Consider the following 13,253-nt stretch of genomic DNA (forward strand, 5'->3'; position numbering starts at 1 on the left):
GACTAGCTTTTTATTGCTAATGCTTCAATTTCAATACGTGCACCTGGGATTAATAAGTCAGATCTAACGGTAGCGCGTGCAGGTGGATTATTAGGAAAAAATTCGGCATATGCCTGATTAAATGCAGCAAAATCTTCAACATGCGTTAACCAAATGGTATTTTTTACGATAGCATCCATACCAAGGTCTAATTCAGCTAATAAGTTTTTTATATTGGTTAAAACTTGCTTGGTTTGCTCAGTTATATCGCCATCAACCAATTTATTTTGTGCATCAAAGGCCATCTGGCCAGACAAAAAAATAAAACCGCCTGCTGATACAGCAGGAGAGAAAGGTAAACCTAATGGATTCTTGCCTAATACTTGCTTCGTCATTTTAGCGACCTTTTAACAACTTGTAGTAATAAAGTTAAATTGAGCTTTATTATAGATTTGTTTACTTGCCTAATACTGTAATTGAGGTGACATTTAAGAAGTTGAATCAAAATTTGTAAGAGATTTCATTTGTGACAAAAATTAACAATGTTGAATTTCACTTTGAACCCTCTGCTGAACATGGTATGAAGTAAACTGTTGTATACCCTAGCTGATGTGAACAGCTTTCAGTTTGAATAACTAAAAGAAAAATAAAAGGTAATCATTGATATGGCAACGCAGACTAATTGGATTGCATTACTACCTCAAGAGATTCAAGACGAAGTTAAAGCAAAATGTAAACTACAAACCTTTAAAGATGGTGAATATGTTTATCGCAAAGGAGATACCTGCACTCATCAATACCAAGTGGTAAGTGGGTCTGTCAGATTTAGAATTATCGCTGATAACGGTAAAGAAGCCACTATGATGATATACGGACCTGATAACTGTTTTGGTTATTTATCCGTCATTGATAAAGGGGAACGCCCCAATGATGTTGTTGCTGTTGGTGACACGACATTAGCCAGATTAACTGCCAAAGATTTTGACGTACTTGCTGAAAAATACCCCATTATTTACAAATATGTGATTCAAAATATCTCTACTCGATTAAGAGAGATTTTTCACCTGTATGAATACGGATTATTTTTCAATTTAGAGCGCCGTTTAGCGAATCAAATTTTATTATTGTTGCCTTTCGCATTAAGTAAAAGTCATTCTGACAATCAAACAACAGAAACCAATAAGCTTGATTTGACTCAAGAGATGCTGGCCTCTTTAGTCGGTGCAACCAGACAAGCAATTAATAAATTGCTTAAGGACTGGGCCGACGACAGCATCATTGAATACCATTACGGTAAAATTCAGATTTTAGATATTGAGAAACTAAAAAAAATATCACGCATTTAAATTTGTACTCGACGAAAAAAAAAGCAGATTCTGATTGGGGCTCAAAATCTGCTTCAAAGTTAGACTATCCGTGTCTATCAACGCTAATTGAATATTTTTTGTTAGAAGTTATAGGTCACTTTTACTCGGTAAGTCATTATCTTAAGATGTTGTGAACGTTTAAAACCTTTGAACAATACTAAACTATTAATCCTCAAAGCATCATTAATTGGTTCCCAGATTAAGCATGTTTGTCAATTTTAAATTAGCCCTTTGTTATGCAACAAAGGGCTAATTGTGGCCATCATACAAATTAGATGCGATCTATCTGTAGATGTCCGATGGCAGTTAGCTACCAAAGTTCCATTTAAGTGATAAACCGTAGGTGCGTGGCACGTTGTAGACGGCTGTATCAGCTTGAAGGAACGATGGTACGTTGAAGATTTGTTTCTCTTCACCTGTTAGGTTTTTCGCCCAAAGTGACACAGACCAAGCATTAGAGTTTGATCTCCAACCAACACGACCGCTTAACTCACCGTATGATTCGTTTAGCGTGTTTAAGTCGTTGCTAGGGTTTGAGTACATCTCATCACGCCAAAAATACTGCAAATTAGCAAAAATCTCGCCACTTCCTACTTCAAAGAAGCTTTCTGCTCCAAGGTTATAGTTTAGCTTAGGCGCTTCAGCAGGACGATTACCAGAACAATCTTGGTTAGCTAATCCACCTCTTGTACAGCCCTCAAATTTGTCGAACTCAACATCTGTGTAGCCAAAGCTACCCCATGCGCGCAGCCAGTCTGTCGCAATGTACTGAAAGTCTAACTCAACACCTTGACTTGTTAACTCACCAGCGTTGGTAATGGTAAGAATCGAGCCTCCAGAGGCAAGTGGCGTCATTGCCTGAACCTGATAATCGCTGTTGTCTGAATAGAAAAGCGCGGCATTAAGACGTAAGCTATTATCAAATAAGGTACTTTTTATACCTAACTCATAAGCATCCACTTGCTCATCATCAAATTCAATTCCTTCTGTTGTAACAATCCAGTCAGCGTTATAACCGCCACTCTTATAAGCCTTTGAATAACCACCGTAAAGCATAGTGTCATCGTTAATAAACCAGTTTAAACTGATTTTAGGTGATACATCTGTCGCCTTTCTATCGTCGGCAAAAGATTCAGAAACCTCAAGCCCTGTCTGTGGTGATAGGAAAAAACCAGTACTATCCTTTTGAAAATAGTCAATTTCTTTGGTTTCTTGCGTATAGCGAACGCCCGCTGTTAACTGTAAAGTTTCTGTCAGATCATAGTTAGTGTGGAAAAATGCAGCCCATGATTGATTGTTCACTTCGGCATTCCAATCTACAAAGAAAGCACTCATTAAACTAGAGCCACCTAAACCGTCAATATCTTGCTTAAGATAGTACAAGCCGACCAAATAGTTGAAATCTCCCTCATCAGGTGACGCCAAACGAAGTTCTTGACTGAAGTGTTTAGAATCGTCATCCAAATAAGAAGTAGCGATATCGAGTGGCAAAAAGTCTTGATCAACATCATCATAATTTGATTTTTCGTAACGATACGCACTAATTGAAGTAAGGTTAAAGTCATTTTCAAAAGTATGATCAACTGTCACACTGACACCGCCAACGCCTTCTACCTCGAAGTTATTAGCTGTATTCAAGCTAACTTCATAAGGTTTCGGCGCAAATGGGTCCGCTTCAGGGGTCTGCTCTGAGCCAACATTTCTGAAATCAGATTGAAAGTGATCTGCGGTGATGTACACCTCTGTAGCATCACTAACATTCCACAACAACTGAGCACGAGCTGCCATTGAATCCAAATTGTTGAAATCTTTATACTTCGCTTGTTCAAAAAGGTTGTCTATATAACCGTCTCGATCAATTTTATTAACTGAAAACTTAGCCGCTACATTCTCGGCAATTGGAATATTAATAGAGCCAGTGATATTGGTGTAATTATAATTGCCAGCATCGACGGAAAGAGTGCCACCAAGTTCATCATAAGGTCTTTTGGTATTAATATTGATAGCGCCTGCAACCGTATTTTTACCAAACAATGTACCTTGAGGACCACGAAGAACCTCAACGGATTCTATATCGAGCGCAGACTGATTTGACGCCGCCCCCTTACCAACCCAAACACCATCTACATACACCCCCAAACGTTGATCATAACCTGGGTTGCGCGATCTGTCCGAGATACCGCGAATACCGTAACTCTGCTGATTAGGGTTACCACCAGTAATCGTTAAATTAGGGGTGGAAAATTGAATATCTTTGATTTCTGTAGCGCCCATGCGCTCCATGTCTGCAGCACTTACCGCTGTCATAGCAATAGGCACTTCTTGTGAGTTTTGCACACGCTTTTGGGCAGTCACTTCAATAACTTCAATGCCTTTTGATTCAGCTTGTTTCTCTGTTTGCTGTTCTGCTTCATTTTCTTGAGCAAGTGTAGGGGTCGTAATTCCCAATAACACTACGCTTATTGCGATACCTAATTTTGTTCTTTTCATCGTCGCACCTTTATTGTTGAATTTATGTTCACCAGAGTGTTCTTGTTTGCAAACAATGCGCCCCAACGCATTTATTTTTTCTTCCTTATATGGGTATCAAACTAGCCAAGTCAAATCTGTCACCTAGGTTACAAACTTGTTTATTTTGTGTGACACCATGGTAAATATAACTCTCCCAAATCAATAAGCGAGGCACAGCTGGACTGACAAGTATCAATTAATAAAAGTATTTCAAAGAAATGTAATGCAATTGATAGTTTATCAAGCAACTAACCCTTTACGTTACCAACAAACATTTAGATAACAAATTAACAACAAGCGTTGTTCGTTCAACAGTCGCATCAGGTTTATCTAACGAACAAAACAAACCAATACCCTTGCAGACTATTTACCTAATTAAATGCCCTATTAATGAGAGTTAAAAAATAACGGGGCAACAGTACTAACCATGTTGTACATGTAAACAACACCTTTGACATGGCTAAAGTAGAACAATAAGAACAAAGGATAATTTATGAAAAGCAACAACAGCACCATTGATGCGAGCGGGTTAAGTGTAGAAAATAAGTTAGCCCCTCCTATAGAGAGCCCAACCAACCGTTATTACGTACTGTTCATGCTAGCTCTTGTATGCGCACTCGCTTATATGGATCGCTTTGTATTATCGGTATTAATTGAACCGATAAAGGATGATTTAAACCTTTCAGATACACAAATTGGCTTATTAACAGGATTCGCTTTCGCTTTTTTCTACGCAGTATTCGGTATCCCCATTGCTAGGCTTGCTGATAAATCCAATCGTCCACTGATAATTTCAATCAGTGTCGGGTTTTGGAGCTTAATGACAGTTGCGTGCGGAATGTCAGTGAATTTCATCCAACTGCTTTTATCCCGGATCGGAGTGGGGGTTGGTGAAGCAGGCTGCATTCCAGCCAGTCATGCAATACTAGGAGATTTATTCCCGGGTAAAGAAAAAGCTTTTGCTATTGGCATTTTTCAAGCCGGTGGCACTGTTGGCATTTTAGCAGGGCTAATCCTAGGAGGGGTGCTTGCCAATAGTGTAGGTTGGCAAATGACCTTTATCATTATCGGCCTACCCGGAGTTCTTGTAGGATTTTGGCTTTGGTTGACGGTTAAAGATACACATAGAACGCTTAATCCCATTTCGACTATTACAGACGATAAACTCAATTTTGTAGAAACCATTAAATACCTTCTCAAACAAAGAACGTATCGCAATCTTATGCTTGGGCTTTCTCTGGGCGCGTTTGGCAATTACGGTATTGTACAATGGTTACCCTCGTTTCTTATCCGCACTCATGGTATGAGCCTAGAAGAAGTAGGAGTGCTTTATGGTTCAGTTATGGGTTTTGGAACCCTATTTGGTACATTAGCAGGCGCATTTTTAGCACCTAAATTGATTGCCAAAGATCAACGCTGGGAAGTTAAATGGATGGCATGCTGCTCCATAGTTGTTATTCCATTGTTTATCGGTTGTTTTTTAGTCGATAGCTCAACACTGGCACTTGGCTTATTGTTTATAGGTGTGTTTACCTTATCATCAGGCACGGGACCATCATTTGCGGCATTGCAAACCATCGCAGGCCCGAAGATGAAAGCGGTTGCCGTCGCGTTGACTATGCTAACTATGGCCATTTTAGGACAAGGCTGCGGCCCGCTAGTGGTCGGCATGATTAGTGACATCTTAGTACCACAATTTGGAGAGGAATCATTAAGATACGCACTAAGCATTTCAATGATCATCTTAATTTGGGCAGCATTCCACTTATTTAAAGCCTCTTCAACTATCATCGAAGATAGTCACTCTTAACCATTAACCTCATAAGAATGCGATTAAATACGGTTTAATCGCATTCTTCCTTGGAGTTGGTCTCCTTTTTTAGCAAAAAAGTCTCCTCTTTTATCTGTAAAAAAATTGTCGGTTTTTAACCTTTTAGGCACAAGTTAGGTTAAGATGCGCTCGTTTACATGCACCCTGAGATTTCACCTAAACGGACACAGCAATTGGACAATGCAGACTTTTTAGAGAAGCGTAGATTTATCATAAAGTTAGGTAAAGCATTACATAAATTTGGTACCCCTGCATATCGCTTAGAATCGCACTTACAAACCGTTTCAAGCACCTTGGGCATTGATGGTTATTTTTTAATTTCGCCAACCTCGATGACTTTCGTCTTACAGCATGATACTGAACAAGAATATAATCATGTGGCACGAGTAAAACCGGGAGACTTAGATTTAGGATCGCTTGCCAGAACATTCGAATTGGTTGAAGAACTCAGTTCAGGTCAGCGCACCTTAAAAGAGGCGCTCGAACGTTTAGAAGAAATAGCCAACAAACCTAACCCCTACGGACACGCATTAACCATGCTGGCTTTTGGTACCAGTGCGGGGCATTTGCTATGTTGATGGGAACAGGTTGGCATGACGTATTTTGGTCAGGTATGTTGGGCCTCATCATTTATGGGCTAGTATTTTGGGCTGAGCATTCAAAACGTGTTGCAGAAATGCTTGAGCCGCTAGCAGCGGTAGTGTGTGCCATTATTGCCTGCGGTATTGCGCAATTCGATTCAAGTATTAACCTCCCAGTATCGATTCTTTCAGGGATCATTATCTTTATTCCCGGCTTGGCACTCACCCTTGGATTGGCTGAGCTCGCAGCGCGCGATTTGATCTCAGGCACGGCAAGGATCATGGATGCCGTTATGCAGTTGTTTAAGCTTTACTTTGGCGCTGTGCTTGGCATGACCATAGGTAAAGCCATTTTCGGCGAGGCAACTTATGTTGAGCCTGCAGCATTGCCACGCTGGGCCATTTGGTCAGCAGTTCCTTTGCTGTCTATGTCATTGGTGATTATCTTTAAAGCACGATTGAAGGATTCTCCTTGGGGAATTTTTGCTGGCATTGTGGCATTTTTCTCCGCAATGTTAGGTGGTATTTACTTAGGTGAATCTATTGGTATTTTTGTGGGAGCGTTGGCTGTTGGGGTTTACTCCAATTTATATGCTCGCTGGATGAAAGCCCCCGTATCCATTGCGCTACTTCAAGGCATTGTTATCTTAGTCCCAGGCAGTAAAACCTACATTGGCTTAAATGCACTTATTTCAGGTGAAACCATGCTCAATCAGGCCCATATTGGCTCACAAGTGTTCTTGATTTTTATGTCACTTATTGCGGGGCTCATCTTTGCTAATGTGGTGGTTCCGCCAAGACGCTCACTGTAATAAATAAGAAAAAACAATACTTGACCGACATCCACTAAAAGGCTGATATTGAACTATTATAAGTAAAACAATAACCCAAATAATTGAGGGTGTATAATGCTAAAAGCTTGGGGAAGGTGTCTGATATCCGCTTGCTTGTCTACTCAAGTTTATGCCAGCACACCCACAATGTTAACGACCGATGAGCCCCGTCATTATGACTCGAACCTTGGGGAAGACAAGCAACCCTCACAGCCCGTGAGCAAACTCGTCAATGCAACAAATACTGACGCTAATTTAGCATCAGCCTCTCACCATGAGCCGAAAAAAGTCGCCAAAATTGTCGTGTCGAGCAACCCTATTTTCGATGAATCAAAACCCGATAGTTTTTTTATTCATCGCTGGGCCAACTATCTCCATACTAATACGACTGAGCACACCATTCTAAATAACCTTCCCTTCGCTGAAGGGGAACTGGTTTCCGACAGAGAGCTAGCCGAAGCACAACGATTACTGCGCAGAGAGCCTTACATTCGTGATGCCCAAATTACCCGAACTGAAAAAGATCCCCATGCCACCGAAGATGAAGGCGACACTGTATTGGTTGAAACTTGGGATAACTGGTCGTTATTACCCACGGTTAGTTATAGTAAAAGTGGTGGTAATACTAAATATTCTTTTGGTGTAAAAGAAGACAACTTGATGGGTTTAGGGATCAAAACTGACGTTAAATATAAAGTAGATAAAGATCGCACTGGCTATAAATTTGCATTTGATATGCCGCTTACCTTTATCAAACACAGTAATATATCAGCCAACTTTTACGATAATAGCGATGGTCAAGCGACTCAATTATCATTTAATAAACCTTTTTATAGCTTAGATACTCAGCATTCATACGGGGCGTATTGGACTGATGAGTTACGCAACGATACGATTAGCCAAAATGGGGAAGACATCGCCTTTTTTGCCCATCAAATCAATTATACGTCAGTGAGTTATGGTTATTTACTCGACAAAACCGTCAACGATTTAAGCCGAATCACTTTTGGCCTAGTGCAAGATAAACATGAATTTGAAAATCTCAATGATTATCCCGATATGACACTGCCTTATAATCGTGACTTTATCTATCCATGGATTGGTTACGAATATTTGCAAGATGATTATAAAGTATTTAACAACGTTTATTTAATTCACACCAATGAAGATATCAATTTAGGCTGGCACCATAAAGTCTCTATCGGCTTTGAAACGAATGATATCGCCGATGGTGCATCACTTGGCTACCACATAAACTTATCAAGTCAGCGCGGTTGGCAAACGGATAATCAATTGCTCATCTTAAATCTAGCTGGTCAAGCCGACATACAAACCAGCAAAAAAGACTTTTATAATATTGGCTTAACCGCCGAATATTTTTATCTGATTTCCCCTAAATGGACAGCCTACAGCAAAGCCAGAATTTCAACATCGGCCAACAACTACTTAGACCGCCCATTTGCACTTGGCGATGAAACAGGCATTCGAGGCTACCCTAACGATTACCAATATGGTGACAACCAGTGGCTATTTACCGCAGAACTGCGTAATTACCCCAACATTAATTTATACCAACTAGCTGAACTAGGATGGGCTATATTTAGCGATGTAGGCCAAGCTTTTGGCGGGCCTGATGAGCTTAATGAAGTTAGCGGCATCATCGGCAGTATTGGTATTGGTGCGCGGATTTACTCCTCAAAATCCAGTTATGGCAACATCGCCCACATCGACATAGCCAAACCATTTACCAGTGGCGCAGAGGTGAATAGTTGGGAGTGGCGCTTCCAAATTAAGAGTCACTTTTAAAGCGTTAGAACACCTCATTTTACCCAAATAAAAAACCTTGCTGCACGATACTGCAGCAAGGTTTTTATTATGGCGCCTCTACTCTACATTAGAGCAAAGGTTATCAATTATTTAATTAAGCTGGCACAGCTTTACGCTTTTGATGGGCGATAATCAGCGCGATTAGCACTACAACACCGACAGCAGCACCAATCGGCTTGCTAAGCTCAATCGGCATACCTAAACCAATCCCAGCAGTCATAATGTACGACACGGTAACGCTTGTACCAATAATGGCTGGAATACTCACAATCCAATGGAAAGTACCGCGATCAAATAGATACTTTGTAGCTAACCACAACACACTTGTTGAAAGCAGCATATTAGAGAAAGCAAAGTAGCGCCAAATTAATGAGAAATCGATTTTAGTCATAAAGTAAGCTATCACCAAAATGGGTACCGCAAGCAATAAACGGTTACGCATACTTTGTGGAATATTAAACGCATCAATAATTGTCAGACGCAGCGATCTAAAGGCTGTGTCACCCGATGTTATAGGGAAAATCGCCACGGCAATAATCGCCATAATACCGCCCATTACGCCTAAATAACTGGTTGCAACTTGGTTAACCACTAAACCAGGGCCGCCTTGATCAAGTATTTGCTTAAGTTCAACATAGCCACCAGGGAAAGCAGCAATACCCGCCGTAGCCCATACACAAGCCACAATACCTTCAGACATCATTGCGCCATAATAAACTGGGCGAACATATTTTTCGTTGGTTAAGCAGCGTGCCATTATCGGTGCTTGTGTTGAGTGAAAACCACTAATAGCACCACAAGTAATAGTGACAAATAATAATGGCCAAACTGGCAATCCATTTGGATTTGGCTCTAATAAGTCATTGTTGTAATGGCTATGATCAAAATAAGCCAAAAAGTCTTCCGCTATGGGTAAATGAGGCGCATTCATTAATAATGCCACGGCTAAAGAGAGTGTCATCACAATCATTAACAAGCCAAATACTGGGTATAATTTGGTAATGATTTTGTCAATTGGCAGCAAGGTGGCTAAAAAGTAGTAACCTAGAATGACCAACACCCAAAAGGTGTTACCACTTAAAAAAGTACCTTCAAAATAGGAGAGGTTACTGAGTAATCCAGCAGGACTCATAATAAACACTACGCCAACAAAAAACAGCAGCATAGCGGTGAACACTAACATCACGCCTTTAAAAAACACGTTAAAATAATGGCCTGCGATTTCAGGTAAACTTTTACCGTCTTCTTTAATACTCAGCACACCAGAAAAATAATCGTGTACTGCACCACCAAGAATATTACCAATAACAATCCAAACCAGTGCAACAGGACCATATAGCGCCCCTAAAATTGGTCCAAAAATTGGACCTACACCAGCCACATTTAAAAATTGAATTAAATACGCTTTTACAGGATGAACTTCAACATAATCCACACCATCATTAAAGCGTGTTTGCGGGGTTTTGGCCGTTGGATCGATCCCAGCTTGACGTTCTACAAAAGGGCTATAGAACTTATAGGCGAGGACGAGCAAGGCGATACAGATAAAGAAAATCAGCATGTCGGATATCCAGTCTCATTATAATGAAATGATGTGGCTTAATCTAAGGGAAACAAAAAGCTCAAGCCCATCAAAGGGTAGACTGGAGTGTCATCGACTTACCTTCAGAGGTCAAGCAAACATGCATTAGACTAAAGTCTAGTTAGCGTTATCTGAATCACATTAATCAATATCTTAACTTGATCAATGTCACGGCCGTTTCACTTCATTCAGTACTTGGTGTTTAGCATAAAAGGTTAATGCCATCTTCCTGTCGATTTTTATTATTGTCATTAAAGTGAAATGTTGATCAGCAATGGCATTTTACTAAGGATTATCTACACTAAATAATGCCTGCCATCCTAAGGAAACACTCATAATAAGAAGGATTGTTATAAAATTTTAGTAAAATAGGGCTATAAATGAACCAACTAAGCTACAAACAGCTGATTGCCCTTCCTGTCATCATTGTCATTTTACTTATTATTTACTCCAGTTATTTGATGAGCAGGCAGTTAGAAGAATACGCCAGATTTTCTCATCAAGAAGATCAACTACTCACACTTAACCATGCTGTTCACTATCTTGAAAATCATGGCACCACCGCTAACATCATCCAACAAATCAACACAATTAGCCAAATAACGGGTAAACGCCTGACGTTAATTAATCTTCAAGGTGAAGTGCTAGCAGATAGCGCCTTAAAACAAGAAGAGGCTGAAGCCTTAGAAAACCATGGCCAACGACCGGAAGTACTCAGTGTGATACAAAACCTAAACAGCATTGGTATTTCCTGGCGTTATAGCAACACTTTAAAAACGAATCTGTTATATACAACCAAAAGCCTACAAATTAACAATTCCACGTTATTACTTCGTGTGGCGATGCCGCAAACCGAGGTTTACCAAAACCTTTCTATTTATCGTACGCTTTTTTATATTTCGGGCACCATTGCATTACTGATAGTGACAGGCACAGGCTTGTTAATCGCCAAATACATCAACCGACGTATTGAAGAGGAGCATCAAGTTCTGGAACGTAAAGTCCAAGAAAGAACCCAAGAAATATCCGCACTTAATGATATCAGTGCGTTATTTAGTGCATGTACAGATTACGAAGAGCTTTACCTGATACTGACATCATCATGTCAGCAGTTATTTCCCAAAGCAAGTGGCGCATTAGCCATATACCACTCCTCTAAAGCACTGTTTACCAATGTAACGTCATGGAATTTAAATAACAGCACAACACATCATACATTCTCCCACGACTCTTGCTGGGCCTTAAAAGTAGGTAGGCCCTACTATAAGAAAATCAATGCTATCGGCTGCGCCCATAATACCGACCATCAGTTAGCAGCAAACCAACTTTGTATTCCTTTAACCGCTAGGGGAGAGACTCTCGGTTTGTTACAGCTTTATAGCGATGAACATAACTATTTAGAATTAAATCGCACAACCCTATCCACCTTAGGAGAAAACCTAAGCCTTGCATTAGCTGGCTTAATTTTACTCGACGAACTCAGAACTCAAGCATTACACGATCCTTTAACGGGACTATTCAATCGTCGACACTTAGATGAGGCTCTAAAATCAGAGGTAAGCCCCGCCAAGCGTAACAACACTCAACTAGCCACCATGATGATTGATGCCGATCACTTCAAACGCTACAACGATATTCATGGACATGATGCAGGAGATTATGTGCTGCAAGCATTATCAAAAAGTATCCTTGAAATCCTCCGCAGTGAAGATATTGCTTGCCGCTATGGTGGCGAAGAATTTGTTATTTTACTGCCTCAAACATCACAACAAGACAGCATAGAGATCGCAAAACGGCTGCGCCGAGTGACAAGGAATACATCATTACAATTCAAAGGTAAAACATTACCTAACCTTTCACTGTCCATCGGCATCACTATATTTCCAACAGATTCAGCAACCGAAAATAATATACTAAAACAAGCAGATGCAGCCATGTACCACGCTAAACAACATGGACGAGATCAGATAGTTTGCTATGGTGATATCCAAACTTAAACATCAGCTGTAGTTCGGGTTTAATCACAATAAATAAGTGGAGAAATAGCATAGAAAAATGCCGTTATCAGGTTTTGCACAAACTAGAATACTCAGTTATTTATTACGATTGGTATCTTACATTTAATTTATTAACCAGCGTAATAGCTATTGTTGAGGATTTCGTTTGTAGGCTTTGCCTTATGATAGGCGGAGGATGAGTGTTCTCTCGAATAATTTTGGGTATGCGAACCCTCAAGTAATAGACCCCGTTGCGCTGGAAGGTATAGGGGATTTTAGGTGTACCATTTTGTAGCACAGTTTGTAGCACAGGCAGAAACATAAAAGGCCTCACATTACTGTGAGGCCTTCTACATAGAAAGGTCGAGTTGGCCGATAAGCCGGGTCCTGTCGTGGACAGTTATTCATCTAGGCCTGCAATCACTCGCAGGCTCAAGCGACCTACCCGGTTCCAACGCGAGCAGCGCCATACGGAACCCTATTTGGTCTTGCTTCGGGTAGAGTTTACCTTGCTACGGACTATTGCTAGCCGCACGGTGCGCTCTTACCGCACCCTTTCACCCTTACCAACCTAAGTTGGCGGTCTTCTCTCTGTTGCACTTGTCGTCGGTTCACACCGCCCAGGCGTTACCTGGTACCCTGCTCTTTGAAGCCCGGACTTTCCTCCCCGCACCTAAGTACGCGGCAACTGTCTAGCCAACTCGGCGCGGATTATAGCGCAAGGTTCGTCTCAAGCCAATGTATA

The 13,253-nt window shown here is 40.7% G+C and carries 9 protein-coding genes, 1 other RNA gene and 1 pseudogene; 6 read left to right on the top strand and 5 right to left on the bottom strand.

Annotated elements, in window-relative coordinates; translation table 11 throughout:
- Positions 1–2: 2 nt before the first annotated feature.
- Positions 3–374 carry a RidA family protein gene (locus HBH39_RS16090; RefSeq protein ID WP_167679674.1) on the bottom strand — a complete coding sequence of 124 codons (372 nt, stop codon included), beginning with the start codon at positions 372–374 and terminating at the stop codon, positions 3–5.
- Positions 375–644: 270 nt separating this feature from the next.
- On the opposite strand from HBH39_RS16090, the gene HBH39_RS16095 reads away from it, so the two are divergent.
- The gene (locus HBH39_RS16095; RefSeq protein ID WP_167679675.1) at positions 645–1,325 is read left to right on the top strand and encodes a Crp/Fnr family transcriptional regulator; all 681 of its coding nucleotides are present in this window, start codon (positions 645–647) and stop codon (positions 1,323–1,325) included.
- A gap of 327 nt (positions 1,326–1,652) precedes the next feature.
- On the opposite strand, the gene HBH39_RS16100 is transcribed toward HBH39_RS16095, so the two are convergent.
- Positions 1,653–3,836 (bottom strand): TonB-dependent receptor, encoded by a 2,184-nt coding sequence (locus HBH39_RS16100; RefSeq protein ID WP_167679676.1) that lies wholly within the window; start codon positions 3,834–3,836, stop codon positions 1,653–1,655.
- Between the two features lie 514 nt (positions 3,837–4,350).
- Here HBH39_RS16100 and HBH39_RS16105 point away from each other — a divergent pair.
- The 4 genes and pseudogenes from HBH39_RS16105 (at position 4,351) to HBH39_RS16115 (ending at position 8,908) form a co-directional block, all read left to right on the top strand.
- Positions 4,351–5,667 (top strand): spinster family MFS transporter, encoded by a 1,317-nt coding sequence (locus tag HBH39_RS16105; RefSeq protein WP_167679677.1) that lies wholly within the window; start codon positions 4,351–4,353, stop codon positions 5,665–5,667.
- A gap of 158 nt (positions 5,668–5,825) precedes the next feature.
- A pseudogene (locus HBH39_RS19890) lies at positions 5,826–6,550 on the top strand (threonine/serine exporter family protein); the annotation flags it as partial.
- 147 nt (positions 6,551–6,697) lie between these two features.
- A complete protein-coding gene (locus tag HBH39_RS19895) occupies positions 6,698–7,081 on the top strand; it encodes a threonine/serine exporter family protein (protein WP_244325817.1) in 384 nt (127 codons plus the stop codon).
- 96 nt (positions 7,082–7,177) lie between these two features.
- Positions 7,178–8,908 (top strand): hypothetical protein, encoded by a 1,731-nt coding sequence (locus HBH39_RS16115; protein ID WP_244325682.1) that lies wholly within the window; start codon positions 7,178–7,180, stop codon positions 8,906–8,908.
- A gap of 115 nt (positions 8,909–9,023) precedes the next feature.
- Here HBH39_RS16115 and HBH39_RS16120 read toward each other — a convergent pair whose 3' ends face one another.
- Positions 9,024–10,490, bottom strand: coding sequence for a carbon starvation CstA family protein (locus HBH39_RS16120; RefSeq protein ID WP_167679678.1), 1,467 nt, complete (start codon positions 10,488–10,490; stop codon positions 9,024–9,026).
- A 401-nt stretch (positions 10,491–10,891) separates the two neighbouring features.
- Between HBH39_RS16120 and HBH39_RS16125 the strand changes: the two genes are divergently transcribed.
- Positions 10,892–12,508 (top strand): sensor domain-containing diguanylate cyclase, encoded by a 1,617-nt coding sequence (locus HBH39_RS16125; protein WP_167679679.1) that lies wholly within the window; start codon positions 10,892–10,894, stop codon positions 12,506–12,508.
- 103 nt (positions 12,509–12,611) lie between these two features.
- Here HBH39_RS16125 and HBH39_RS20160 read toward each other — a convergent pair whose 3' ends face one another.
- Both HBH39_RS20160 and rnpB read right to left on the bottom strand, forming a co-directional pair.
- On the bottom strand, positions 12,612–12,830 hold the full coding sequence (locus tag HBH39_RS20160; RefSeq protein WP_432280126.1) for a DUF6538 domain-containing protein: 219 nt from the start codon (positions 12,828–12,830) through the stop codon (positions 12,612–12,614).
- Positions 12,831–12,868: 38 nt separating this feature from the next.
- Positions 12,869–13,212, bottom strand: an RNA gene (gene rnpB / locus HBH39_RS16130) — RNase P RNA component class A.
- Positions 13,213–13,253 lie beyond the last annotated feature (41 nt).

It is taken from the genome of Shewanella aestuarii (assembly GCF_011765625.1).
Taxonomy (GTDB): Bacteria; Pseudomonadota; Gammaproteobacteria; order Enterobacterales; family Shewanellaceae; genus Shewanella; species Shewanella aestuarii_A.